This window comes from Thalassobaculum salexigens DSM 19539 (assembly GCF_000423805.1).
GTDB lineage: Bacteria > Pseudomonadota > Alphaproteobacteria > Thalassobaculales > Thalassobaculaceae > Thalassobaculum > Thalassobaculum litoreum.
On the sequence record NZ_KE384094.1, the window covers coordinates 897,543 to 922,191 of the forward strand.

Below are 24,649 nucleotides of genomic sequence, written 5' to 3' on the forward strand. Positions count from 1 at the left end.
AAGCCCGATCATATGGTAATCAGTCCCGAAATAGTCCCACCCCTTGATCCACATCAACCCCACACCCCTCCCGGTTGTGGCAGCATCCCCCCGCGCTTATGTTTAACGCACGGGCGGAACCGCCCGGTCTGTGATATTCCCCGCGCCGCGGCCCAGGGCTCGCGGGCGCGCTGACAACTGATAGAGCAGAACTCGTAAGAGACGATCCAGGAGGAGAGACCCGATGACCGAGGTCGTGATCGCCGGAGCCGCCCGCACACCGGTCGGCGCATTCAACGGAAGCCTGAGCAGCGTCGCCGCCAGCTATCTCGGCGAGGTCGCCATCCGCGCCGCGCTGGAGCGGGCCAAGACCGAGGCCGGCGAGGTCGACGAGGTGGTGATGGGCCAGATCCTCACCGCCGCCGCCGGCCAGAACCCGGCCCGCCAGGCCGCCATCGGCGCCGGCATCCCGGTCGAGCGCACCGCCTACGGCATCAACCAGCTCTGCGGCTCCGGCCTGCGCACGGTGGCGCTCGGCTACCAGGCGATCATGCTCGGCGATGCCGAGGTGATGGTCTGCGGCGGCCAGGAGAGCATGAGCCAGGCCCCGCACGCCCAGTACCTGCGCGCCGGCCAGCGCATGGGCGACCTGTCGCTGATCGACACCATGATCCGCGACGGGCTGTGGGACGCCTTCAACGGCTACCACATGGGCAACACCGCCGAGAACGTTGCCGAGAAATTTCAGATCACCCGCGACGAGCAGGACGCCTTCGCCCTGGCCAGCCAGAAGAAGGCGGGCGCGGCCATGGAGTCCGGCCGGTTCAAGGACGAGATCGCGCCGGTGACCATCAAGTCGCGCAAGGGCGAGACCGTGGTCGATACCGACGAGCATCCCAAGCCCGACACCACCGCGGCGACCCTGGCCAAGCTGCGCCCGGCCTTCGTGCGCGAGAACGGCACCGTGACCGCCGGCAACGCCTCGGGCATCAACGACGGGGCCGCCGCCCTGGTGCTGATGACCGCGGCCAACGCGTCGAAGCGCGGGGTGACGCCGCTCGCCCGCATCGTGTCCTGGGCCACCGCCGGCGTCGATCCGTCGATCATGGGCACCGGCCCGATCCCGTCCAGCCAGCGCGCCCTGGAGAAGGCCGGCTGGTCGAAGGACGATCTGGACCTGATGGAAGCCAACGAGGCCTTCGCCGCCCAGGCCTGCGCGGTGAACAAGGGCCTCGCCTGGGACACCGACAAGGTCAACGTGAACGGCGGCGCCATCGCGCTCGGCCATCCGATCGGCGCGTCCGGCGCCCGGGTGCTGGTCACCCTGCTGCACGAGATGCAGAAGCGCGACGCCAAGAAGGGCCTCGCCACCCTGTGCATCGGCGGCGGCATGGGTGTCGCGATGTGTGTGGAGCGCGACTGACCTTTTCGGCTGCGCGGAGGGCGGGACGATAGCGCCCTCCCGTGCAACCATGATGAACCAACGGCGTTGACGGGCCGGGTGCGGCCGTCGACGCTCAGCAAACCCAACGCGGCCGCTCAACGCCGCGAGGACCGGAACAGGACAGGGAGGGACACATGGCACGCGTAGCATTGGTCACCGGCGGAACCCGCGGCATCGGCGAGGCGATCTGCGTCGCGCTGAAGAACGCCGGCTGCAAGGTCGCCGCCAATTACGGCGGCAACGACGAGCGGGCGAAGGCCTTCACGTCGCGCACCGGCATTCCGGCCTTCAAGTGGGACGTCTCCGACTTCGAGGCCTGCAAGGAGGGCATCGCCCAGGTGGAGAAGGAGGTCGGCCCGGTCGACATCCTGGTGAACAACGCCGGCATCACCCGCGACGGCACCATCCACAAGATGAGCCACGACGCCTGGCAGGCGGTGATCGACACCAACCTGGGCTCCTGCTTCAACATGTGCCGCAACGTCATCGAGGGCATGCGGTCGCGCAATTTCGGCCGGATCGTGAATATCGGCTCGATCAACGGCCAGGCCGGCCAGTACGGCCAGGTGAACTACGCCGCCGCCAAGTCGGGCATCCACGGCTTCACCAAGGCGCTGGCCCAGGAGGGCGCGCGCGCCGGCATCACCGTCAACGCCATCGCGCCGGGCTATATCGACACCGACATGGTCGCGGCGGTGCCGGGCGACGTGCTCGACAAGATCAAGGCGCGCATCCCGGTCGGCCGTCTCGGCGACGCCTCGGAGATCGCCCGCGGCGTGGTGTTCCTGACCGCCGACGAGGGCGGCTTCATCACCGGCTCGACCCTGAGCATCAACGGCGGCCAGCACATGTACTGAGCGGCGGTTCTCTGCCCGCGTCCGACGGCCCGTCTCCCCGCGAGGCGGGCCGTTCGCGTTCCGGCCCCATCACGTTTTCGTGCCGCCCCGGTGACCGGACGGCCCGGCCGGTCCATATTCCCCGCCATGACAGACGACGTCCGCATCGCCGCCAAACGCGCCAAGCTGGTCTCCGAGAAGGAGCGCTGGGCGCGCGAGAACAGGCAGTTCGGCAAACCCGAGGCGCCGACCGGCCGGCTGCCGCGCGGCCAGCATCTGGCGCGCGACTGGCCGGTCCTGGATCTCGGCACCCACCCGAACGTCCCGGCCAAGGACTGGACCCTGCGGGTGGAGGGGCTGGTCGACGTGCCGACCAGTTTCGACTACCGCGAGCTGTCGCTGATCCCCCGGAGCGAGCGCACGGTCGACATCCACTGCGTGACCTCCTGGTCCCGGCTGGGCGACACCTTCGCCGGGGTGGCGACCCGCGACCTGATCGCCGAGGTGCGGCCGCGCGAGGAGGCGCGCTTCGTACTGATCAAGTCCTATGACGGCTACACCACCAACCTGCCGGTGGCGTACCTGCACGAGCCGGACAGCCTGATCGCCACCCACTGGAACGGCGCGCCGCTGACCCGCGAGCATGGCGGCCCGGTTCGCCTCGTCGTGCCGGCGCTCTATTTCTGGAAGAGTGCCAAGTGGATCCGGTCGATCCGCTTCGTCGAGCACGACATAAAGGGGTTCTGGGAATCCCGCGGCTATCACATGCTGGGCGACCCGTGGAAGGAGCAGCGCTATGCTTAGAGTTCTGACAGGCGCCCTGGCGGCGCTGACCATGCTGACGGGAGCCGCCCTGATGGGAGACGACACCACCGCCGAGGCCGCCGCTCCCCAGCCCGCCGGAACCGGCCCCGCCCACCAGTTCAGCTTCACCTCGATCGACGGCGCGCCGATGTCGATGGGCGATTTCGCCGGCAAGGCGGTGCTGGTGGTCAACACCGCCTCGCGCTGCGGCTTCACCCCGCAATACGACGCCCTGCAGAGCGTGTGGGAGACCTACCGCGACCGGGGGCTGGTGGTGCTCGGCGTGCCGTCGAACGATTTCGGCGGCCAGGAGCCCGGCACCGAGGCCCAGATCAAGGCGTTCTGCGAGACCAACTTCTCGGTCGACTTCCCGATGACCGAGAAGCAGGTGGTGGTGGGGTCCGGCGCCCATCCGTTCTACCGCTGGGCGGCCGAAGCCGGTGGGGCCGACAAGGTGCCGAGCTGGAACTTCCACAAATACCTGATCGCTCCGGACGGCACGTTCGTGGCGGCGATCCCGACCCGCGTCTCGCCAACCGACCCGAGCGCCATCGCGGCGATCGAGAAGGCGCTTCCGCAATAGACCGGAGCTCACCCTTGCGCTCACAGCCACAGGTTCGATGATGCATGCTACCCTTCTGCGGGCCTCGCTGCTCGCCGTGCTGGCCCTGACGGTCCCGGCGGTCGGCACCCCGGCCGCCGCCATGGCCCCCTCGCCGACCGACCAGCCGACCATGATGGAGGACCCGGAGCTGGAGCGGGCCATCGCCCTGGTCTGGGCGGAGGAGTTCGCCGAGGCCGAACCCCTCCTCCACGCCGCCCTGAAGCGCAATCCCAAGAACCCGGACGGCTGGAACTACCTGGGATTCGCCACCCGCAAGCTCGGCAAGCTCGAGGAGGCCCAGCAGTACTACTTCAACGCCCTGCGCCTCGATCCCGAACACCTGAAGGCCATGGAGTATCTGGGCGAGCTCTACCTGCAGACCGGCGAGCCGCAACTCGCCCGCGACCTGCTGGAGCGGATCAACGCGCTCTGCCCCGCCGCCGAGTGCGAGGAGCGCGACCAGCTCGCCGCCGCGATCGAGAAATACGCAGCGACGAACTGACGCCTGCCCGGCTTTCCTGGCCCTAAACCCGTCCCGGGTCTAACCGCGATGCCGCCCGGCGCGGCCGAGCTCATGGGCCGGGACGACGGTGTCCAGCACCCAGCGGGCCAGCGACGCGCCTTTCAGCCCGTCGATCCTGGGAACCAGGCCGGGGCCGTTCAGGCCCCGCTCGATCTCGTGCTGGCGCACCAGGTGACGGAAATAGCTGATGATGAACACCCGGGTCGCGGAGGTCAGGCCGACGGGGCCGCGCCGCAGGTCGATCTGCGTGCACAGGCTGTTGATCGTCACGCCCTCGGTCCTGGCGATTTTCTCGAGCGAATCCCACATCTGAGGCTCAAGCCGCATGCTGGTCCGCTTGTTGCCGACCGTCACATTCCGGCTTTCCAGGATCGATGCCTTGTCGCTCTCGGATGACAAATCGAACTCTACGCTCATGGAACGCACAAATTGCATGCAATTTCTAAGTGCAATATAGCAATGGCATGGCTCTCACTGATGCGCAACCATTAAACGTTATTTTGTCTCATTAACTATTTTCAGTTGTTGTTCATGTTTCCTCGGGCGCGCGTAGCTGAAGGGCGAGCGCATGGACCCGGTCGCGGAGTTCCTGCGCCAGCACCTCGTGGACCATCCGGTGGCGCTGCACCCGGCTGACCCCGGTGAAGGCGGCGGACACGATCGTCACCCGGAAATGGGTTTCGCCCTCCGGCCTGGAACCCATATGTCCGGCATGAAGGTGGGATTCATCGACGACCTCTAGGGCGGTTGGCGCAAAGGCGTTTTGCAGCTTGTCGTGGATGGTTTCGGCGATGGTCATGTATGGACTTTCCTTTCGGGCGCGCTAGGGTCGGAGATCCGGTCTTGTTACACGCCTATGGAGCAGATGGGCACAGCGATGGCGAAGGCAAATCCAGACTCTTTCCTGGAGGATTTTGCGCCGCGCAAACCGGCGGTCCGGGCCTGCGACCGTCCGGGCTGCGGCGCAGAGGGAACGCACCGCGCGCCAAAGGCCCGAAATCGGCTGAATGACTATTACTGGTTCTGCCTCGACCATGTCCGCGAGTACAATAAGGCCTGGAACTACTACGACGGCATGAGCGACAACGAGGTCGAGGAGGATATCCGCCGCTCCACGACCTGGAACCGCCCGTCCTGGCCGTTCGGCACCGTGAAGCCGGGCCAGGGACCGCGCCGCCGCGTGAACGACCCGTTCGGCTTCATGGACGACGACGAGGAGGGCGCGGGAGAGACCCGCCGACGGCAGCCGGCCGACACGGCCGAAGGCAAGGCGGCCGCCATTCTCGGCCTTGAGCCGCCCTTCACCCTGGAGCGGCTCAAGGCCCGCTACAAGGAACTGGTCAAAAAACACCATCCCGACGCCAATGGCGGCGACAAGGCGGCGGAGGAACGGTTGAAAAGTATCAACGAGGCCTATACGACTTTGCGTCGGTTTCTAAGTTAAGGCTCATAGAGCTAAGTTATCCCTTCTGTGGAGCATCGGCTCCCCACTCCCGAGAGACAGGATCTCGTCCATGACGAACGACAGCGTCATCGAGCGTAAGCCCGCCCACCCCCTCGGCCAGCCCGACATGACGGTCTCGGCCCGTGAGGTGTTTGGCCTCGATATCGACCTCGAACTGCCGGCCTTCAGCGAGCCGAGCGAGTATGTCCCGACGAAGGACGACTCCTACCTGTTCGACCATGACACCACGCTGGCCATTCTCGCCGGCTTCGCGCGCAACCGCCGCGTCATGATCCAGGGCTACCACGGCACCGGCAAATCGACCCATATCGAGCAGGTCGCGGCGCGCCTCAACTGGCCCTGCATCCGCGTCAACCTGGACAGCCATGTCAGCCGTATCGACCTGATCGGCAAGGACGCCATCGTCCTACGCGACGGCAAGCAGGTGACGGAGTTCCGCGAGGGCATCCTTCCCTGGGCGCTGCAGAACCCGGTCGCGCTGGTGTTCGACGAGTACGACGCCGGCCGCGCCGACGTGATGTTCGTCATCCAGCGTATTCTGGAGGTCGACGGCCGCCTGACCCTGCTGGACACCAACAAGGTGATCACGCCGAACCCGTATTTCCGCCTGTTCTCGACCGCCAACACGGTCGGCCTCGGCGACACCACGGGCCTCTATCACGGCACCCAGCAGATCAACCAGGGCCAGATGGACCGCTGGAACATCGTCACCACCCTGAACTACCTGCCGCACGACGCCGAGGTGAACATCGTGCTCGCCAAGAGCCCGGGCTACGCCAACGACGACGGCAAGCAGACGATCTCCAAGATGGTGGCCTGCGCCGATCTGACCCGCGCCGGCTTCATCGCCGGCGACATCTCCACGGTCATGTCGCCGCGCACGGTCATCACCTGGGCCGAGAACGCCGACATCTTCGGCGGCGACATCAACCTGGCGTTCCGTCTGACCTTCCTCAACAAGTGCGACGAGGTCGAGCGGACGATCGTGGCGGAATACTATCAGCGCTGCTTCGGTGACGAGATCACCGAGCTCGGCATCAAGGCGGCCGAGTAACCGCAGCCAGCGAGGAATCCCATGAGGAGCAACCGCGCGCCCGACGATCCGGCGTTCGAGGACTTCAAGCGATCCACCGCGGCCTGCCTGCGGGCGATGTCCGGCGAGATCGAGCTCGAGGTCACCTACGGCGCCGAGCACGCGACGGCGGCGGGTACCCGTGCCCGCCTGCCCTCGCCGCCCAAGGACATGGAGCCTGCCGCCCTCGCCCGTCTGCGCGGCGAGGCGGATTCCATGGCGCTGCGCCTGAAGCACCATAACGACGATGTCCATGCCCGCTACGCCCCCCAGGGCCAGGCGGCGCGTGAGATCTTCGAGGCGATGGAGCAGGCGCGGGTCGAGGCCATCGGCGCGCGGCGGATGGAGGGGGTGGCCAACAACCTCTCCGCCATGCTCGACGACAATTTCCAGCGCAAGGGCCTGGACCGGGCGGAGAAGGACGACGTCTCCCTGGTCGACGTCATGCGCCTGATGGCGCGGGAGTCGATGACCGGCGAGGCGCCGCCGGAATGCGCCCAGCGGGTGATCGACCTGTGGCGCCCCTGGGTGCAGTCGAAGGCCGGCGCCGACCTGTCGGAACTGGTCAAGCACGTGGAAGACCAGGGCGCCTTCGCCAAGCTGGCGCGCCAGCTGATCACCGATCTCGACCTGGATGTCGGCGACGAGGGTGTGGCCGACGACGATCCGAGCGAGGCCGAAGGCGAGGACGAGGGTGGCGACGTCGACGAGACCAGCGACGGCGGCACCCGCGGCACCTCCGAGGACGGCACCGAAAGCGAGAGCATCCCGTCCGACATGCAGGCCGGCGACGAGAGCGCCGAGGGCGAGGATGCCGAGGAGATGGACCTCGAGCCGGGTTCCGGCGACGAGGAGCCGGCCAATCCGGGCTCGCCCATGCATCCGAACATGGACGGCCGCAACTGGCAGGATCAGGCCTACCGCGCCTACACCACCGAATACGACGAGGTGGTGCAGGCCGACACCCTGTGCGACGCCGACGAGCTGACCCGCCTGCGCGCCCTGCTCGACCAGCAGCTCAGCCACCTGCAGGGCGTGATCGGCAAGCTGGCCAACCGGCTGCAGCGCCGCCTGATGGCGCAGCAGAACCGGTCCTGGGATTTCGATCTGGACGAGGGCGTGCTGGATGCCGGCCGCCTGTCCCGCGTGGTCACCGCGCCGCTCTTCCCGCTGTCCTACAAGATGGAGAAGGACACGGATTTCCGGGACACGGTCGTCACCCTGCTGATCGACAATTCCGGCTCCATGCGCGGCCGGCCGATCACCATCGCGGCGATCGCCGCCGACATCCTGGCGCGCACGCTGGAGCGCTGCGGCGTGAAGGTCGAGATCCTCGGCTTCACCACCCGGGCCTGGAAGGGCGGCTCGGCGCGCGAGCGCTGGATCTCCTCCGGCAAACCCCAGGGGCCGGGTCGCCTGAACGACCTGCGGCACATCATCTACAAGTCGGCGGACGCCCCGTGGCGCCGGGCCCGCAAGTCGCTCGGCCTGATGCTGCGCGAGGGCATCCTGAAGGAGAACATCGACGGCGAGGCCCTGATGTGGGCGCATAACCGCATCATCGCCCGCTCGGAGGAGCGACGCATCCTCATGGTGATCTCCGACGGCGCGCCGGTGGACGACAGCACCCTGTCCGTGAACCCGGGCAACTACCTGGAGAAGCACCTGCGCGATGTCATCAAGTACATCGAGTCGCGCTCTCCGGTGGAGCTGGTGGCCATCGGTATCGGCCATGACGTGACCCGCTACTACCGGCGGGCCGTCACCATCGTCGACGCCGAGCAGCTCGGCGGCACGATGATGGAACAGTTGGCCTCGCTGTTCGACGAGGACGGCAAGGGCGGCGCTTCCGGCGGTCGCCAGCGGGCCGGCGCGCGGCTCTGAGCGGACGGACGCGAACCACAACGGGCGATGCCTCGGTCGGATAAGACCTTGGCAACGCCTTTCTTTCGCCACGCCCTTGGGTCACACTCGCGCGACTTTCAGACTGTCGGGTGACAGAGGGACGCGGTGGTTCGCTTTGAGAACGTCTTCATGCGCTATGACGGAGGTCCCGTCATCCTGCGCGACGTGTCCTTCGATCTGGAGCCGGGATCGTTTCATTTCCTGACCGGCGCCAGCGGGGCCGGGAAATCGACGCTGCTGCGGCTGATGTATCTGGCGGCCCGCCCGGTCTCGGGCCAAGTCTCCATGTTCGGCCGCGACATCGCCAAGGTCACCCGCAAGGAGCGCCCCTCCTTCCGCCGCCGGATCGGCGTGGTGTTCCAGGATTTCCGCCTGCTGCCCCATCTCTCCGCCCTGGACAACGTGGCGCTGCCGCTGCGCATCGCCGGCACCCGTGAGGCGCTGATCCGCGAGCATGTGCCGGAGCTGCTCGCCTGGGTCGGGCTGTCGGGCCATCTGGACGCCCTGCCCGCCACCCTGTCCGGCGGCCAGCAGCAGCGCATCGCCATCGCCCGGGCGGTGATAGGAAGGCCCTCTCTGCTGCTCGCCGACGAGCCGACCGGCAACGTGGACGACCGCATCGCGGTGCGCCTCCTCTACCTGTTCGAAGAGCTGCACAAGATGGGCACGACGGTGATCATCGCGACCCACAACGAGAGTCTGGTGGACCGGTTCGACCATCCGCGCCTGCATCTGGAGGACGCCCGGATCACCCGGCGCGCGCCGTCCAGCCTGCTGCGCCGTCCGCCGCCCCGCGCGACCACTGCGTCAGCCGGTGCCGCCGCGCCCCGGCCGCCGGCGGCGGATCCGCGATGATCGGCCACTCCGACCTCGCGCTGGGCCGGGATTCCTCGACCCGGTTCCTGCCCGGCCTGCTGGCCGTCATGGTCTATCTCGCCGCGCTGGCCACGGTCGGTGCGCTGGCCGCGCGCGGGTTCGTCTCCGACTGGGACGCACGGCTGTCCGGGGCGGCCACCGTGCAGATTCCGCCGGTCGACGGGCTCAGCCAGCAGGAACGGCTGGATTCCGTGCTGCGGCTGCTCGGCGTCACGCCAGGGGTCGCCTCGGTGGAGCCGATGCCGCCGAAACAGTCGGCCGCCCTGCTGGCCCCCTGGCTCGGCGCCGAGCTGGCGGAGACCCTGCCGCTGCCGCTGCTCGTCGACCTGCAGCTTGACCGCGGCCAGGAGGTCGACCTGGCCAGCCTCGCGACCCGCCTCGACAATGCCGCCCCCGGCACCACCCTGGACGATCACGGCCGCTGGCTCGCCGAGGCGCGGGCGTTGGGCAATTCCGTGGCCATCGCCGGGACCTGCATCCTGGCGGTCGTGCTGCTCGCGGCCGTGCTGGCGGTGATCTTCGCCGTACGTACCGGCCTGTCGGTGCATCGCGAGGAGATCGAGATCCTGAACCTGATCGGCGCCCCCGACCGATACATCGCCCGGCAGTTCCAGTGGCATGCCGGTCGGCTGGCCCTGTACGGCGGCATCGCCGGCGCCCTGCTGGCGGTGGCCAGCATCATCGGACTGCAGATCGGGGTCGGGCAATGGTCCTCCGCCCCGATGGATGTCGGCGTGTCCAGCATCACCGCCCTTGTGCGGATCGGCTGGGCCGAGTGGATCGCGCTGATCCTCCTTCCTCCCGTCACCGCGGCGATCGCCATGGCGACCGCGCGGGTGTCGGTCCAGACAGCCCTCGCCAGGATGGCCTGAGATGGCACGACGCAATCGTTTTCGCAGCGCCCGCGCGCAGGAACGGCGCATGGGGGGGCTGGGATGGCTGGTCCTGCTGGCCGCCGTCGCCCTGGTCGTCGTGTGGACCGTCGGCCTGGTGCGGTTCGTGGACCGGCTGCCCCGCACCGCCGAGGCGCAGCCGCCGACCGCCGATGCGGTGGTCGTGCTGACCGGCGGCAGCCGGCGGGTGGACGAGGGCGTGGCGCTGCTGGAAGCGGGGGCCGCCCCCGTGCTGTTCGTCAGCGGCGTGGACGAGCGGGTCGACGGCAAGGGCATCCGCTCGCTGCTGGACGACGGCGATACCCGCCTGCCGGACAAGCTGATCGACTGCTGTCTGGTGCTGGGGCACGGCGCAACCGACACCATCGGCAATGCCCGCGAGACCGAGATCTGGATGGCCGTGGGCGACCGAGAGTCGATGCTGCTGGTGACGTCGAACTACCACATGCCGCGGGCGATGCTGGAATTCGCCCACGCCATGCCGTCGGTCCGCATCACCCCGTACCCGGTCATTCCGCAGGATGTCCGCCTGGACCACTGGTACCGCTATCCCGGAACTCTGGCACTGCTGGCGAACGAGTATTCCAAGTACCTGTTCGCCACAGCCCGCGTCACCGTCGCCGGCTGGTTCATGGTGGTGGCGAGCTGAGACGACCGGCCGGGCTAGCGGCTCAGGATGCGGTGGGGCGGCAGGTCGACCGTCACCGCGGTCCCCTGCCCGGGACGGGTGTCGATCTCCAAGGTCCCGCCGTGCAGGCGGACCAGATGCCGACAGAGCGGCAGTCCGATGCCGAGCCCCTCGTGGCGGCGGTTCATCGGGCTCTCCACCTGTTCGAACAGCTGCAGCGAGGCCTGGACCTGGTTCTCGGTCATGCCCGATCCGGTGTCGCAGACCCGGATCCGGACACCGCCGTTCGGGATGTCGCCGTCTTCCGGGCCGCGCCAGGCGCCGACGGCCACCCTTCCTCCCTCGCCTGCGGCGCGGATCGCGTTGAGCACCAGGTTGACGACCACCAGCTGCAGCCGTTCGCGGTCGCCCCGCACCGTCGGCAGCCCCTCGGCCAGGTCGAGCGCGATCGCCACGCCCGGCGCCATCACCGACGCGTCGACCGACCGGACGGCCTCCACGATCATCTGCGTCACGTCGATCTCCGATTCCTCGAGAGCCAATTCGCCGGTCTCGGCCTGGGCGACCTCCAGCAGGGCATTGACCAGACGCAGCAGGTGGCGCCCCCCGCCCCGGACGAAATTGACGTAGCTGCGGGCCTCGTCGGTCGGCTGCCGGCTCTCCAGCAGGTCGGCGAAACCGATCACCGCGTTCAGCGGCGTGCGCAGTTCGTGGCCGATCACCGCCAGGAAGTTGGTCTTCGCCTGGTTGCCGGCCTCCGCCCGGTTCAAGGCGTCGCTCAGCTCCGCGGTGCGTTCGTCCACCCGTTGGCGGATCAGCGCGTTCTGATAGATCAGCAGGCAGAGCGCCAGCCCGACGAGCAGGCTCAGCATCGAGCCGCCGATCCCCAGCATGAATGCCGGCACCGTATCCACGCCGCCCTCGAAGCTCGGCAGCAGGCTCCATTGCAGGTGCCAGCGCGCCTCGCCATGGGTGAACCGGTGATCGAAGGTGGCGATCGCCTCGCTGGGCGGCTCGGCCACGCCGCGCACCGTCTTCGGTTCGCTGTCGAGCTCCCAGCTTCCCGGGTATTCCAGCAGCCGCATTGACAGTCCCGGCAGTTCCCACCGGACCATCCGCTCGAACATCTCATCCACGTCGAGAATGCCCAGCAGAAGACCCGGCGTGCCCCCGTTCGGAGCGGACACCGCCAAGGCGGCGAAGCGACGGCCGACCATCTGGAACGTCGGGCTCATGACCACGGTGCGTTCCAACCGCGTCGCCGACAGCGCCATGGACCGCAGGGGTGCGATCGCCGCCAGATCGGCCCCCTCGTGGAACTGCGGATGCCCCTGGCTCGCGAGCATCACCGGAAAATGGCTGGCCCAGCTAGGCGAGGGCTTGTCGGGGTTCCCCGGCACGGAGAGAACAATGCCCCGCCGGTCCTCGTAGCGGCGCCGCTCGCTGTCGTCGAGGATAGCCGCGAAGGCGAGCCCGGACAGGGTGACGCTCAGTCCGTCGGATGGAAGATTGGCTTCCGCGCGGGAGAGCTCGTCCGCCTCCACGAAGGACGAGCTGTGGAACAGAGTGACCAGTGCGCCGAGCTGGGCCTCGACCTGCAGGAGGGCGCCGTCCACGGCGCTGGAGAGCTCGAGCGCCTCCATCCGTCCGCGTTCCAGCCAGTTCTGGCGGCTCGACTCGGCCAGCCGCAGGGCGCCGAGGACGGACGCGGCGACCCCGCACAGCGACAGGAGCAGAACGAGCGCGAACGCCCCGAAGGAGACGCTGCCGCCAAGACGACTGGCACCAACACGACTGGCGCCGGGCGGGTTCATCCCCCGGCGGGCCTGCTCTGCCTTGCCTGGTTCCCGTGACACGTGATCTGCGGGGCCGTTGGACGGCCTCCCCCCAATGTTTTCTTGTTTAAGAACTCGTGCTACGCGCCCAAATGTTAAGATCGGCATAACACGGAGTTGCGTCGGCCGGGACGGCTGCCGGACTCCTTGTCTGCCGAAGAATGTCGAGATACACTGGGTAGCTTGCGCTAGAACCACTACATGTAGGATTCGATGAACGATCTCGCGCCCATCAGTACGCAGATCTGGGACATGAAATACCGCCTGAAACAGGGCGGATCCGCCATCGACGCGACGATGGAGGACACCTGGACGCGGGTCGCGAATGCCCTGGCTCAGGCGGAGAAGCCGCGCGAACGCGCCCAGTGGTCCGCGCGCTTCCGCGAGGTGCTGGAAGGTTTCCGCTTCCTGCCGGCCGGCCGCATCGTCGCCGGCGCGGGAACCGGGCGCCAGGTCACCCTGTTCAACTGCTTCGTCATGGGCACCGTGCCCGACAACATGGGCGGCATCTTCGACGCCCTGAAGGAAGCGGCCCTGACCATGCAGCAGGGCGGCGGCATCGGCTACGATTTCTCCACGATCCGACCCAAGGGCGCGCCGGTGAAGGGCGTGGGCGCCGACGCCTCCGGCCCGCTGTCGTTCATGGATGTCTGGGACGCCATGTGCCGCACCATCATGAGCGCCGGCTCCCGCCGTGGTGCGATGATGGCGACGCTGCGCTGCGACCACCCGGACATCGAGGCCTTCATCGAGGTGAAGCGCGATCCGGTGCGGCTGCGCATGTTCAACCTCTCGGTCCTGGTGACCGACGCCTTCATGCAGGCGGTGGAGACCGACGGCGACTGGGACCTCGTGTTCGACGGGACCGTCTACCGCACGATCCGCGCCCGCGACCTGTGGGACCGGATCATGACCGCCACATACGACGTGGCGGAGCCGGGCGTGATCTTCATCGACCGGATCAACCAGCGCAACAACCTGCACTATTGCGAGACCATCGCGGCGACCAATCCCTGCGGCGAGCAGCCCCTGCCGCCCTACGGCGCCTGCCTTCTCGGCTCGATGAACCTGGCCACCTTCGTGCGCCATCCCTTCGAGCCGGATGCCTGCCTGGACGAGGCGGCGCTGGCCGAGGCGGTGCCGCTCGCCGTGCGGATGATGGACAACGTCGTCGATGTCTCCCTGTTCCCGCTGGAGCAGCAGCGCGCCGAGGCGCTGGCCAAGCGGCGGATCGGCCTGGGCGTCACCGGGCTGGCCGACGCGCTGATCATGTGCGGTCTGCGCTACGGCTCGCCGGAAGCGGTGGCGACGGTGGAGAAGTGGATGGACGCGGTGCGCCGCCACGCCTACCAGGCCTCCATCGACCTCGCCGCCGAGAAGGGCGCCTTCCCGCTGTTCGACCGCGACGCCTATCTGGCCGGCGAGAGCATCGCCGAGCTGGACGACGACCTGAAGGCGGGGATCGCCAAGCACGGCATCCGCAACGCCCTGGTCACCTCCATCGCGCCGACCGGGACCATCTCCCTGCTGGCCGACAACGTGTCCAGCGGGCTGGAGCCGGTGTTCAGCTTCACCTACGACCGCACGGTGCTGATGCCGGACGGCTCGAAGAAGGTGGAGGAGGTCAGCGACTTCGCCTACCGCCTGTACCGGCGCCTGAAGGGCGAGACAGCGGAGCTGACCGATGCCTTCGTCGATGCCCAGAGCCTGACCCCGCATGACCACGTGGTCATGCAGGCGGCCGTGCAGAAGTATGTCGACAGCTCGATCTCCAAGACGATCAACGTGCCCGAGGACATCGCCTTCGAGACGTTCAAGGACGTCTATCGCGAGGCCTACCGCAGCGGCTGCAAGGGCTGCACCACCTACCGGCCGAACCTGATCACCGGCTCGGTCCTGGCGACCAAGCGCGAGGAGCCCGAGCAACCGGCTCCAGCAACGGTTACCTCCGAGGATCCCGAGGTCATCCACCTGATGCAGCCGCTGGACCGACCGACCTTCCTGCCGGGGGCGACATACAAGATCAAATGGGCCGACAGCGACCATGCGATCTACATCACCGTGAACGACATCGAGCAGGACGGCCGCCGCCGCCCGTTCGAGGTGTTCATCAACTCCAAGAACATGGAGCATTTCGCCTGGACCGTGGCCCTGACCCGCATGATCAGCGCGGTGTTCCGGCGCGGCGGCGACGTGAGCTTCGTGGTCGACGAGCTGAAGGCGGTGTTCGATCCGCGCGGCGGGCAATGGGTGAAGGGGCGCTATGTGCCGTCCCTGCTGGCGGCGATCGGCGACGTGATCGAGGAACACATGCTGGCCATCGGCTTCCTGAAGGCGCCGGACTCCGAGAATGCGGCTCCGCAGGTGGTCAAGCAGGTCATCAATATCGGCGGCGCCCCGGCGCAATGCCCGAGCTGCGGCTCGGTCGCGCTGGTGAAGCAGGAGGGCTGCGACCTCTGCACCGCCTGCGGCTATTCCAAGTGCGGCTGAGGCCGTCGATCTGAACGCCGCCCCCGGCCCTGCGCCGGGGGTGCTCCCGCCGACAGGCCGCACCGCCGATTGCCGGGTCGCGGGAACCAGATCTCAGATCGTACAAACCCGCTTCACGTCTGACCTCAGGGTCGATCTTCCGCTCCCCCAGCGCACTGCGGGCAGGGTAAGCATCGGAAATCCCCCGGAGCCCGGGACCTAAAGCTTCGTCTACGGCGATGTCCGCCTCTGCAAGCCGCCGGTCGAGCGATCTGAATTAGTCATACAACCACCCAATCACTTGACGTTCACAGACGGTCCCGACAAAGTCGGACCCATGTCGGGTGAGGCGTTATTCTGCATCGTTTGAAAACCAATGCAGGTAAACTCACCGATGGAACAAATCCTGTCTGATAAGCCAGGATCAAGAAGCCGGAAGTCCGGCAGTCCATAGGGAGGACATGATGAGAATGATCGGAAAACTCGCACCCGCAGTGTCGGCCGCTCTGCTGGCGGCCGGGCTCAGCACCGCCGCCATGGCGCAGACCACGACCCTGCGCATCCAGACGCACTACGCCCCGGAGACCGTGTCCGGCAAGCTCGCCGCCCAGTATGTCGATAACGTTCAGACGATGTCGAACGGCGAGATCCAGATCGAGATGTTCTACTCGTCCTCGGTCGTGAAGTCGGTGGAGACCTTCGACGCCGCGGCCACGGGCATCCTTGACTGCGACATGACCGGCGGCGCCTATCAGACCGGCAAGAACCCGGCCTTCCAGTTCGTCGGCGACATCATGGGCGGCTATGCCACCCCGTATCAGCAGCTCTCCTGGCTATATTACGGCGGCGGTCTCGACGCGGCCCAGAAGCTCTACAACAAGTTCGACATGCAGCTGGTCGGCTGGTGGGTCTACGGGCAGGAGTCCCTGGCCTCGTCCAAGCCGATCCGCAACGCCGCCGACCTGAAGGACTTCAAGTTCCGCTCGCCCCCGGGCATGGAGACGAAGATCTTCGAGAATCTCGGCGCCAAGCCGATCGTGATGGACTTCACCGAGATCTTCACCGCGCTTGAGTCCGGTATCATCGACGGCGCCGACGCCTCGGGCCTGGCGAACAACCAGTCCCTGGGTCTCTACGACCTGGTGAAGCATGCCAACTATCCCGGCTTCCATTCCATGCCGTCCGACCACCTCGCCTGCAACAAGGCGAAGTGGGACGCCATGCCGGAGAGCCATCGCCGGATCATGTCGGTGGCCATGGAGTCGCTGGCCCTGCGCACCGCGCTGACCTTCGAGAAGAAGAACGCCGAGGCCGCCGCAGACCTGAAGTCGAAGGGCGTGACCCTGTACGCCTGGTCGGACGAGGATCTGCAGAAGTTCCGCGACGCCGCCCAGTCCGCGTGGAAGGACTTCGCCACGACGCCGGAGGCCAAGGCCCTGGTCGAAAGCCACCTGACCTACCTGCGTCAGCTCGGCCTGGTTAAGGAGTGATCCTGACCGCCTGAGCACATCATCCGACGGGCCGTCCCCCTTTCGGACGGCCCGTCGCCCCCCTCGGGACCATTCCCGGGCGGCACGGCGGGACGCCGAGAGATCTAGGGAGTCGGAAATGGTCGAGCATGAGCGCACCGGTCCTCTGGACTGGCTCACGTGGGGCTTCAGTCGGATCGCGATGTGGGCGCCAGCCTTCATCGTCGCGATCATCTTCTACGAAGTGGTGATGCGGTACGTCTTCCTTGCCCCCACGCTCTGGGTCAACGAGATGTCCCTGTGGGTCGGCGGCGGCATCTATCTGACCGCCGGGCTCTACGCGCTGCAGCAACGCAGCCATATTCGCATCTTCATCCTCTACGACATGGCGCCGAAATGGATGCGCCAGCTGTTCGACACCCTGTCGGTGATCTGCGTCGTCATCTTCGCGATCGCCGTCGTCTGGGGCGGCTTCGGCGAGGCCAAGGCCAAGTTCCTGCGATGGGAGACCTTCGGCACAGCCTTCGACCCGCCGATCCCGGCCACCATCAAGCCGCTGATCCTGATCACCCTCGTGTTCCTGGCGCTGCAGTCGATCTCGAACCTGATCTTCGACTGGAACAAGGAACCCCAATCCCACGATCCGGCCGACGACCTGGACATGCCGAATATCGGCAACGATCCGTCGACCACCCGGACCGACTGAGGAAGCGCCGTCATGGATATCGGGACAATCTCGCTGATCCTGCTGGTCGGCATGCTGGCGCTCCTGGCGATCGGCATGCCGCTCGGCTTCGCCTCGGGCTTCCTCGCCGTCGTCGTGATGGTGCTGAAATTCGGCCCCGACCTGCTGTTCGGCACCTTCGGCACCGGCCCGCTGAACATCCTGGCCCAGCGGCTCTACGGCATTACCACCAACTACGTGCTGGTGTCGGTGCCGCTGTTCATCTTCATGGCGACGCTGCTTGAACGCTCCGGCATCGCCCGCGACATGTACTCGACCCTGAACCTCTGGCTGTCGCGTACCCGCGGCGGCATCGCCGTGGTCACCGCGGTGATGGCCATCGTCATGGCGGCGATGTCCGGCATCATCGGCGGCGAGGTCGTGCTGCTCGGCCTGATCGCCCTGCCGCAGATGCTGCGCCTGGGCTACGACCAGAACCTGGCGGTCGGCACGATCTGCGCGTCGGGCTCGCTCGGCACCATGATCCCGCCGTCCATCGTCCTGATCTTCTACGGGCTGATCACCGAGACGTCGATTCACGCCCTGTTTCAGGCGGCCTTCCTGCCGGGCTTCATCCTGGCCGGCTGCTACATCGTCTACATCCTGATCCGCACCCGCATGCATCCCGAGCAGGCACCCCTGCCCGAGCCGTCGCCCGACGACATGACCGGCTCGGAGAAGCTCACGATGGGCCTGAGTCTGCTGTCGATGATGGTCGGCGGCGCCGCCGCTCTGGTGGTGCTGCGCGGGGCCGTGCTCTACGCCGTCGGGTCGATCGACGAGGAGACCACGCTGATCGACGCCCAGTCCCTCGGCATCGCCGCGGCGATCGCGGTCGCCTGCCTCGGCTATCTGCTCCTGGTCGTCGGCCGGGAGAAGGCGATGGATGCCTGGGAAAAGGGCAAGGGCCTGGTCGCCCCGCTGCTGATCGTCGTCGTCGTGCTGGGCTCGATCTACGGCGGCATCACCGGCATCACCGAGGCGGCCGGCATGGGCTCGATCGCCGTGCTGGTCCTCATCGTCCTGCGCGGGGAGTTCTCCTTCCAGCTCCTGCAGGAAGCCTCCATGCGGACGTTCAAGTCGACCGGCACCATCATCTGGGTGACCTTCGGCGCCACCGCGCTGGCCGGCGCCTACACCATCGCCGGCGGGCCGACCTATGTGGCCAACCTGATCCTCGGCTACGACCTGCCGACCATGGGCGTGCTGCTGGTGATGATGGTGATCTTCCTGTTCCTCGGCGCCTTCATGGACTGGACCGGGATCGTCCTGCTGGTCATGCCGGTGTTCCTGCCGATCGTCCTGAAGATGCCGATGGAGGAGCTCGGCCTGACCGGCGGGCTGGACAGCATGACCATGGTGAAGGTGTGGTTCGGCATCCTGTTCTGCGTGAACATGCAGGTCAGCTTCCTGTCACCTCCCTTCGGACCCGCGGCATTCTATCTGAAGTCCGTCGCGCCGGCGCATATCTCGCTGACCGACATCTTCCGTGGGTTCCTGCCTTTCATCTGCATCCAGCTTATGATCCTGGCGCTGATCCTGCTGGTGCCGGAGATCACGACGATCTTCCTGTAGCCCCCGTCACAATGACATCGACCGCCGCAGACACCGGTATGCGGCGGTCGTCCGGGAGACGCTGCCGCCGGAACCGCCGCCGAGCGGCAAGTCTTTCCAATCATTGGAATATTATTAATTTAATATATATACAACCATTCCGGCGAATTCACCCACTTACTCTGCGCGAGACAATTGACCATTCGACTTCCGCCGATCAAAGTGATTCAGTAGGGACGGAGCGCGGCCCTGTCCCGAGACTTGCTGCGGTGGCAGCTTCACCGACGGTGCGGGCGGTGACGTACAGAGGTCAGACGGACACGTGAACCAGAATCAAAGAGAGAAGCGTCTCGTCCGACAGCAGGTGATGCTGACGGACTCCGAGATCGACCAGTTGAAGGACTGGCAGTTCGAGAACCGTGTACCCTCAATGGCGGCCGCAATCCGCGAACTGCTGCGCATCGGCCTGACGCACGCGAGCGACCTCGATCTCGGCGACAACTTCACGAACTAACGACTGTCTGCCGGGCGCGCTCGCCGTGCCGATCAGTCCATTTCCTTTTCGACCAGCCAATGCCCGATGATGGCGGTCACCGCCTCCGGCCGGAAGGGCTTCTGGATCAGGAAATCCGGCGGAATCACCGAGTGCTTCAGAACCGAGTGCGGATAGGCGGTCACGAATCCGACCGGCGCGCCGGACAGCTCGCGCAGGGGTTCGATGGCGTCGACGCCCGTCTCGCCGTCCTTCAACCGAAAGTCGGCGAAGATGATGTCGGGCAGATGCTCCTGAGCCAGCAGGATCGCCTGTTCGACCGTGCGGGCGAGATAGACCTCCGCGATGCCCGCCTGCTTCGCCAGCGCGCTCAGCTCCTCCGCGATCAGGAACTCGTCCTCAATGATCAGAGCCTTACACCCCATGGCCGGATCGAGCCGGTTCTGGGTGCGGCCTATGGACAGCGCCTTCTCCGCGACCGACCGGTCTATGCCCATGATCTCGGCCGCCTGATCCAGCGGGAATCCGGCGAAATCCACCAGCATGAGCACCTGGCGGGGTACGTTGTCGGGGCCGGGTAGCGCGCTGAAAAGCGCGGCGTCGGTGAACAGGGGCGCGCCAACCGTCGACACTCCCTCGCGCCAGGCCTCGTAGAACCGCTTGAACGCGTCCATACGCTGGTTGTCCGGGATCGACGTGCCCTGGAAAGCGCGATCGGCGGCGAGCCGGAACAACTCGTCGCCGACATCGCGGTCCCAGAGCATGACCCGGGCATGATGTCTCAGTTCGGCCTGCTCGTTAGACATCTGCGAGATTCCTGAAAGCGGTTCCCCATCGGTATTTAACGCGCGATCTGGACGGCGGTTCCAATCCCGATTTGCAGGACTGTGCGCTGCAAGTGCGGCCTGTTACAACTCAAAGATACCGACTCAACCGCCGCCACCGACAGCATAGGCCGTCGCCGAGTCCGAAGATCACCGAGCCGAGGTCGGCCGCATGCCCGACGATCAGGACGCCCCTCCGCCCCGGCACGACGACGACGGCGGTCCCGCCGCCGACGCGCCGTTCCCGATCGTGGCAGTCGGCGCGTCGGCCGGCGGACTGGACGCGTTCCGCCGGTTCCTGGAAGCGGTGCCCGAGAGCAGCGGGATGGCCTTTCTGCTGATCCAGCATCTGGACCCGAACCACGAGAGCGTGATGGCGGACCTGCTGGACCGGCACAGCCGGATGCCGGTCCGCAGCGCGGCGGACGACATGCGGATCGCCCCGGGCACGGTGTACGTCATTCCGTCCAACTGCTATCTGCGCGTGGTCGACCTCACCATCATGCTCGAGCGTCCGGTCGCGCCGCGCGGCGTCCGGATGCCGATCGACTATTGCTTCCGCTCGCTCGCCGAGACGCTCCACGAGCGGGCGGTCGGCATCGTCCTGACCGGCAACGGCTCCGACGGGACGGCAGGTCTGCGGGAGATCAAGGCGACGGGCGGTCTGACGCTGGTCCAGGATCCGGAGACCGCCGATTATGACGGCATGCCGCGCAGCGCCATCGGCGCCGGCGTGACCGACTTCGTCGCGCCGATCGCCGAGATGCCGGGGCTACTGGCACGCTATGCCGGCCATCCGTTCATCGCCGCACCGGAAGCAACCGGAAAGGTCAGCGAGGAGGAACCGGCGGCCTTTCAGGCGTTGCTGGGCCTGCTGCGCAGCCAGACCGATCACGATTTCAGCAGCTATCGCCCGGCCACCCTGAACCGGCGCATCCGCCGGCGCATGGGGCTGGCGCAGGTACAGACCATGCGGCAATACCTGGACCGGCTGCGCAACGACCGCGAGGAGGTGCACAGTCTCGCCGGCGATCTGCTGATCGGGGTCACCCGGTTCTTCCGCGATCCGGAGGCCTGGGATCTGCTGGCGGAAGCCGTCATCCGACCGATGATCGGCGGGCACATCGACGACCAGCCGGTCCGGGTCTGGGTGGCCGGCTGCTCCACCGGCGAGGAGGCGGTATCGGTCGCCATCCTTCTGGCCGAGGCGTTCGAGCGCCGCGGCATGGAACCCCGCTTCCAGATCTTCGCCACCGATATCGACCGGCGCGCGGTCGACACGGCCCGCGAGGCCGACTTTCCCGCCAGCATCGCCGATGACGTCACACCGGAGCGGTTGCAGCGCCACTTCATCGAAGACAACGGCCGGTACGTGCTGGGCAAGCGGCTCCGCGATCTCATCCTCTTCGCCCGTCAGGACCTGATCAGCGACCCGCCGTTCTCGAAGCTCGACCTGATTATCTGCCGCAACGTGATGATCTATCTCGACGCCGAGGTCCAGAGCCGGATCCTGCGGATGTTCCACTTCGCGCTGAAACAGGGCGGCCACCTGTTCCTCGGGAGTTCCGAGACCGTCGGAAAGCAGGCTCGGTTCTACACGACCCTGTCGAAGGAATGGCGGCTCTACCGGTGCATCGGCGAAAAACATAGTGAGCGAGTGACCCTTCCCCATACCCTGTCGGACGTCCAAGGTGGTGTCCGAAGTTCCGACAACCGGGCGTCCGCGCGCATGCAGAGCTACCGACACTCCTCCATCGATCTGGCCAAGAACGCGATGATCTCGCGGTTCGTTCCAGCCAGCATCCTGGTGAACCAGCGCAACGACGCGATCTATTTCCACGGGCCGGTGCGCGACTATCTCGACTTTCCGCCGGGCGAGCCGACCCGCGATGTGACGCTGATGGCCCTGGACGGGCTGCGCACCCGGATGCGGGTGGCCCTGAAGCAGGCCTTCGAGACCTGCGAGGTGCAGACCATGACGGCCCATCGGGTGCGCCGCAGCGGCCGGGAGCTCACGGTTCGGATCACCGCGGAACCGGTGCGCCTGCAGAGCGACCAGTGGGCGGTCCTGCTGTATCTGGAGGATATCGGCGAGCCGCGGCCGATCGAGCCGGCAAGCGAGGTCGCACCCGACGAACAGACCGCGGTCCAGCGGCTCGAATTCGACCTGCAGATCACCCGGGACGAACTGACCGCGGCGGTCGAGCAGCTCGAGGCCTCCAACGAGGAGCTCCGCGCCTCCAACGAGGAGGTGACGTCGACGAACGAGGAGCTTCAGTCCTCCAACGAGGAACTGGAGACCTCCCGCGAAGAGCTGCAGTCGCTGAACGAAGAGCTCTCCACGGTGAACAATCAGCTCGAGAGCAAGATCGGCGAGCTGGAGCGGGTCAACAACGACATCTCGAACCTGATCAACAGCACGCAACTCGCCGTCCTGTTTCTCGACAAATCACTGGTGATCCGCCGGTTCACCCCCTCGGCCGCCGACCTGCTGCGCATCCTGGAGTCCGATATCGGCCGGCCGATCTCCGATCTGTCGGTGCGGGTGAACGACCCGACGCTCTACGAAGACGTGGAACGGTGCGTCACGACATTGGCCACCCTCTCGGCCCATGTGAGCAGCATCGACGGTCGGTGGTTCCATCGTCAGGTCTTGCCCTACCGCACCTCCGACAGCCGGATCGAAGGCGTGCTCATCACCTACGGCGACATCAGCGAGCTGTACCGGGAGACCGAGCTGCGGGGGACGCGCGAACGCCAGCAGCGCGCGGTCGCCAATATCGGCCGCATCGGCCTGACCGACGCACCGCTGTCCTTCCTGTTCGACGCCGCCGCCCGCTGCCTGGTGGACGGCCTCGGCTGCGACATGGCCAAGGTCCTGCGTCATCGCCCGGAGCACCACGATCTCCTGCTGGTGGCACAGCGCGGTTTCCGGGATGTGGAGGTGAACGTTTCCAGCGTGCCGGACAGCAATACCAGCCAGGGCGGCTACACCCTGCTCTCCCGCCAGCCGGTCGTCGTCACGGATCTGCCGAACGAAACCCGCTTCCAGGGTCCCGAACTGCTGACCCGCAGCGGCGTCAAGTCCGGCATCAGCGTGCTCATCGGGACGGAAGCCGATCCCTGGGGCGTGCTCGGCGTGCACGCGACCGACATCAAGCAGTTCACCGACGACGACGTCGCCTTCGTCCAGGCGGTCGCCAATGTCCTGCATGGGGTAATCACGAACGCCGCCTTCAAACAGCAGCTCCTGGAGAACTCGGAGCGACTGCGCCTGGCGCTGGAGGCCGGCCGCATCGCCACCTGGGACTGGGATCCCCGCAGCGACCTCGCCCAGTGGGACGACCGGCTCTACACGATGCTCGGCCTGCAGCCGGGTGCGATCCCGCCGAGTGTCGAGAAGTTCCATTCCTTTATCCATCCCGAGGACCGCGACTTCGTGCTGCGGGAACAGACCCAGGCGGTCGAGCGCGGAGAGGTCTTCGACGTCGAGTTCCGGATCATCGACACTGCCGGCCGGGAACGCTGGCTGGTCAGCAAGGGCAAGATGTTCATCGGGCGCGCGGACGGCCCGCACCTGATCGGCCTCAGCTATGACATCACCGACCTGAAACAGAGCGCCACCCGGCTGGCCACGCTTCTGGCCGAGTTGGACCACCGGGTGCAGAATATGCTCACGGTCATGGGCTCGATCGTGAACCTGGCGGACAAGGAGGAGCATGTCGCCAGCTTCAAGACGAACCTGCGCCAGCGGCTGCTGTCGCTCGCCCGGACCCATTCCATGCTCAGCCATGCCCAGTTCGACGGGGCCAGCCTGCGCACGCGGATCGTCGAGGAATGCGCCCCCTACTCGGCCAAGATGGTCGACCGCGTCCGGTTCGAGGGCAAGGACATCCGCCTCAATCCCCAGGCCGCACAGACCCTCGGCATGGCGATCCACGAGCTGGTCACCAACAGCCTGAAATACGGCGCGCTGTCGACCGAGAGCGGGCTGATCTCGGTGCGCACCGAGAGCCGGGGTGACCGGATCTGCGTCGACTGGGTCGAGATCGACGGACCGCCGGTCCGCGAGCCGAGCGAATTCGGCTTCGGTATCCGCGTCATCCGCGATCTGGTGGAGTACGAACTCGGCGCGACGGTGGATCTCGCGTTCAAGCCGAGCGGCCTGGTCTGCCGCTTCGACCTGCCGCTGGAGGCGATCGAACACGGGATTGAATAGATGGTGGGCGCGGACGATCGTGAGGAGAGCGGC

The 24,649-nt window shown here is 66.8% G+C and carries 21 protein-coding genes; 17 read left to right on the forward strand and 4 right to left on the reverse strand.

Annotated features, from left to right (window positions below; translation table 11 throughout):
* Positions 1–223 precede the first annotated feature (223 nt).
* From G578_RS0119430 to G578_RS28685, 5 genes are all read left to right on the forward strand, one after another.
* Complete coding sequence (locus tag G578_RS0119430; protein ID WP_028795662.1) at positions 224–1,402, forward strand: acetyl-CoA C-acetyltransferase; 1,179 nt, start codon at positions 224–226, stop codon at positions 1,400–1,402.
* Between the two features lie 155 nt (positions 1,403–1,557).
* Positions 1,558–2,280, forward strand: coding sequence for an acetoacetyl-CoA reductase (gene phbB / locus G578_RS0119435; RefSeq protein WP_028795663.1), 723 nt, complete (start codon positions 1,558–1,560; stop codon positions 2,278–2,280).
* Between the two features lie 126 nt (positions 2,281–2,406).
* Positions 2,407–3,063 carry a sulfite oxidase-like oxidoreductase gene (locus G578_RS0119440; RefSeq protein WP_028795664.1) on the forward strand — a complete coding sequence of 219 codons (657 nt, stop codon included), beginning with the start codon at positions 2,407–2,409 and terminating at the stop codon, positions 3,061–3,063.
* Positions 3,056–3,646, forward strand: coding sequence for a glutathione peroxidase (locus G578_RS27175; protein WP_038015192.1), 591 nt, complete (start codon positions 3,056–3,058; stop codon positions 3,644–3,646). The genes G578_RS0119440 and G578_RS27175 overlap by 8 nt, the downstream gene beginning before the upstream one ends.
* A gap of 40 nt (positions 3,647–3,686) precedes the next feature.
* Positions 3,687–4,169: a tetratricopeptide repeat protein gene (locus G578_RS28685; protein WP_169400886.1), complete on the forward strand. Its 483-nt coding sequence runs from the start codon at positions 3,687–3,689 to the stop codon at positions 4,167–4,169.
* Between the two features lie 39 nt (positions 4,170–4,208).
* Here the strand turns inward: G578_RS28685 and G578_RS29665 are convergent, their stop codons facing one another.
* Positions 4,209–4,607, reverse strand: coding sequence for a ribbon-helix-helix domain-containing protein (locus G578_RS29665; RefSeq protein WP_156907394.1), 399 nt, complete (start codon positions 4,605–4,607; stop codon positions 4,209–4,211).
* Positions 4,608–4,719: 112 nt separating this feature from the next.
* Complete coding sequence (locus G578_RS0119460) at positions 4,720–4,989, reverse strand: BolA family protein (RefSeq protein ID WP_028795665.1); 270 nt, start codon at positions 4,987–4,989, stop codon at positions 4,720–4,722.
* A 78-nt stretch (positions 4,990–5,067) separates the two neighbouring features.
* Between G578_RS0119460 and G578_RS0119465 the strand changes: the two genes are divergently transcribed.
* The 6 genes from G578_RS0119465 (at position 5,068) to G578_RS27200 (ending at position 11,050) form a co-directional block, all read left to right on the forward strand.
* Positions 5,068–5,634 (forward strand): J domain-containing protein, encoded by a 567-nt coding sequence (locus G578_RS0119465; protein WP_051245097.1) that lies wholly within the window; start codon positions 5,068–5,070, stop codon positions 5,632–5,634.
* A gap of 70 nt (positions 5,635–5,704) precedes the next feature.
* The gene (cobS, locus tag G578_RS0119470) at positions 5,705–6,709 is read left to right on the forward strand and encodes a cobaltochelatase subunit CobS (protein ID WP_051245030.1); all 1,005 of its coding nucleotides are present in this window, start codon (positions 5,705–5,707) and stop codon (positions 6,707–6,709) included.
* Positions 6,710–6,730: 21 nt separating this feature from the next.
* Positions 6,731–8,611, forward strand: a complete 1,881-nt coding sequence (cobT, locus tag G578_RS0119475) for a cobaltochelatase subunit CobT (RefSeq protein WP_028795668.1) — start codon at positions 6,731–6,733, stop codon at positions 8,609–8,611.
* Between the two features lie 126 nt (positions 8,612–8,737).
* On the forward strand, positions 8,738–9,487 hold the full coding sequence (gene ftsE / locus G578_RS27190; protein WP_084619034.1) for a cell division ATP-binding protein FtsE: 750 nt from the start codon (positions 8,738–8,740) through the stop codon (positions 9,485–9,487).
* Positions 9,484–10,380, forward strand: coding sequence for a cell division protein FtsX (locus G578_RS27195; protein WP_038015194.1), 897 nt, complete (start codon positions 9,484–9,486; stop codon positions 10,378–10,380). The genes ftsE and G578_RS27195 overlap by 4 nt, the downstream gene beginning before the upstream one ends.
* Before the next feature lies 1 nt (position 10,381).
* On the forward strand, positions 10,382–11,050 hold the full coding sequence (locus G578_RS27200) for a YdcF family protein (RefSeq protein ID WP_084619035.1): 669 nt from the start codon (positions 10,382–10,384) through the stop codon (positions 11,048–11,050).
* A gap of 14 nt (positions 11,051–11,064) precedes the next feature.
* Here G578_RS27200 and G578_RS28690 read toward each other — a convergent pair whose 3' ends face one another.
* The gene (locus G578_RS28690; protein ID WP_156907395.1) at positions 11,065–12,885 is read right to left on the reverse strand and encodes a sensor histidine kinase; all 1,821 of its coding nucleotides are present in this window, start codon (positions 12,883–12,885) and stop codon (positions 11,065–11,067) included.
* Positions 12,886–13,077: 192 nt separating this feature from the next.
* Between G578_RS28690 and G578_RS0119500 the strand changes: the two genes are divergently transcribed.
* From G578_RS0119500 to G578_RS29670, 5 genes are all read left to right on the forward strand, one after another.
* Positions 13,078–15,354 (forward strand): adenosylcobalamin-dependent ribonucleoside-diphosphate reductase, encoded by a 2,277-nt coding sequence (locus G578_RS0119500; RefSeq protein WP_028795670.1) that lies wholly within the window; start codon positions 13,078–13,080, stop codon positions 15,352–15,354.
* 443 nt (positions 15,355–15,797) lie between these two features.
* Positions 15,798–16,823, forward strand: a complete 1,026-nt coding sequence (locus G578_RS0119505; RefSeq protein ID WP_028795671.1) for a TRAP transporter substrate-binding protein — start codon at positions 15,798–15,800, stop codon at positions 16,821–16,823.
* 118 nt (positions 16,824–16,941) lie between these two features.
* On the forward strand, positions 16,942–17,508 hold the full coding sequence (locus tag G578_RS27210) for a TRAP transporter small permease subunit (protein WP_051245032.1): 567 nt from the start codon (positions 16,942–16,944) through the stop codon (positions 17,506–17,508).
* A 12-nt stretch (positions 17,509–17,520) separates the two neighbouring features.
* Positions 17,521–19,101 carry a TRAP transporter large permease gene (locus tag G578_RS0119515; RefSeq protein ID WP_028795672.1) on the forward strand — a complete coding sequence of 527 codons (1,581 nt, stop codon included), beginning with the start codon at positions 17,521–17,523 and terminating at the stop codon, positions 19,099–19,101.
* 301 nt (positions 19,102–19,402) lie between these two features.
* The gene (locus tag G578_RS29670) at positions 19,403–19,594 is read left to right on the forward strand and encodes a hypothetical protein (protein ID WP_038015195.1); all 192 of its coding nucleotides are present in this window, start codon (positions 19,403–19,405) and stop codon (positions 19,592–19,594) included.
* Positions 19,595–19,626: 32 nt separating this feature from the next.
* On the opposite strand, the gene G578_RS27220 is transcribed toward G578_RS29670, so the two are convergent.
* Positions 19,627–20,379 (reverse strand): response regulator, encoded by a 753-nt coding sequence (locus tag G578_RS27220; RefSeq protein ID WP_038015196.1) that lies wholly within the window; start codon positions 20,377–20,379, stop codon positions 19,627–19,629.
* A 190-nt stretch (positions 20,380–20,569) separates the two neighbouring features.
* Between G578_RS27220 and G578_RS28695 the strand changes: the two genes are divergently transcribed.
* Positions 20,570–24,616, forward strand: coding sequence for a chemotaxis protein CheB (locus G578_RS28695; RefSeq protein WP_051245033.1), 4,047 nt, complete (start codon positions 20,570–20,572; stop codon positions 24,614–24,616).
* The last annotated feature ends 33 nt before the right edge of the window (positions 24,617–24,649 follow it).

Coding starts and splice junctions, on each gene's coding strand:
- G578_RS27200 (WP_084619035.1), top strand. CDS start 10,382: ATGGCACGACGCAATCGTTTTCGCAGCGCCCGCGCGCAGGAACGGCGC.
- G578_RS27175 (WP_038015192.1), top strand. CDS start 3,056: ATGCTTAGAGTTCTGACAGGCGCCCTGGCGGCGCTGACCATGCTGACG.
- G578_RS0119505 (WP_028795671.1), top strand. CDS start 15,798: ATGAGAATGATCGGAAAACTCGCACCCGCAGTGTCGGCCGCTCTGCTG.
- G578_RS0119465 (WP_051245097.1), top strand. CDS start 5,068: ATGGCGAAGGCAAATCCAGACTCTTTCCTGGAGGATTTTGCGCCGCGC.
- G578_RS28685 (WP_169400886.1), top strand. CDS start 3,687: ATGCATGCTACCCTTCTGCGGGCCTCGCTGCTCGCCGTGCTGGCCCTG.
- G578_RS28695 (WP_051245033.1), top strand. CDS start 20,570: ATGCCCGACGATCAGGACGCCCCTCCGCCCCGGCACGACGACGACGGC.
- G578_RS0119500 (WP_028795670.1), top strand. CDS start 13,078: ATGAACGATCTCGCGCCCATCAGTACGCAGATCTGGGACATGAAATAC.
- phbB (WP_028795663.1), top strand. CDS start 1,558: ATGGCACGCGTAGCATTGGTCACCGGCGGAACCCGCGGCATCGGCGAG.
- cobS (WP_051245030.1), top strand. CDS start 5,705: ATGACGAACGACAGCGTCATCGAGCGTAAGCCCGCCCACCCCCTCGGC.
- G578_RS27195 (WP_038015194.1), top strand. CDS start 9,484: ATGATCGGCCACTCCGACCTCGCGCTGGGCCGGGATTCCTCGACCCGG.
- cobT (WP_028795668.1), top strand. CDS start 6,731: ATGAGGAGCAACCGCGCGCCCGACGATCCGGCGTTCGAGGACTTCAAG.
- G578_RS0119515 (WP_028795672.1), top strand. CDS start 17,521: ATGGATATCGGGACAATCTCGCTGATCCTGCTGGTCGGCATGCTGGCG.
- G578_RS27210 (WP_051245032.1), top strand. CDS start 16,942: ATGGTCGAGCATGAGCGCACCGGTCCTCTGGACTGGCTCACGTGGGGC.
- G578_RS0119430 (WP_028795662.1), top strand. CDS start 224: ATGACCGAGGTCGTGATCGCCGGAGCCGCCCGCACACCGGTCGGCGCA.
- G578_RS27220 (WP_038015196.1), bottom strand. CDS start 20,379: ATGTCTAACGAGCAGGCCGAACTGAGACATCATGCCCGGGTCATGCTC.
- G578_RS29665 (WP_156907394.1), bottom strand. CDS start 4,607: ATGAGCGTAGAGTTCGATTTGTCATCCGAGAGCGACAAGGCATCGATC.
- G578_RS0119440 (WP_028795664.1), top strand. CDS start 2,407: ATGACAGACGACGTCCGCATCGCCGCCAAACGCGCCAAGCTGGTCTCC.
- G578_RS0119460 (WP_028795665.1), bottom strand. CDS start 4,989: ATGACCATCGCCGAAACCATCCACGACAAGCTGCAAAACGCCTTTGCG.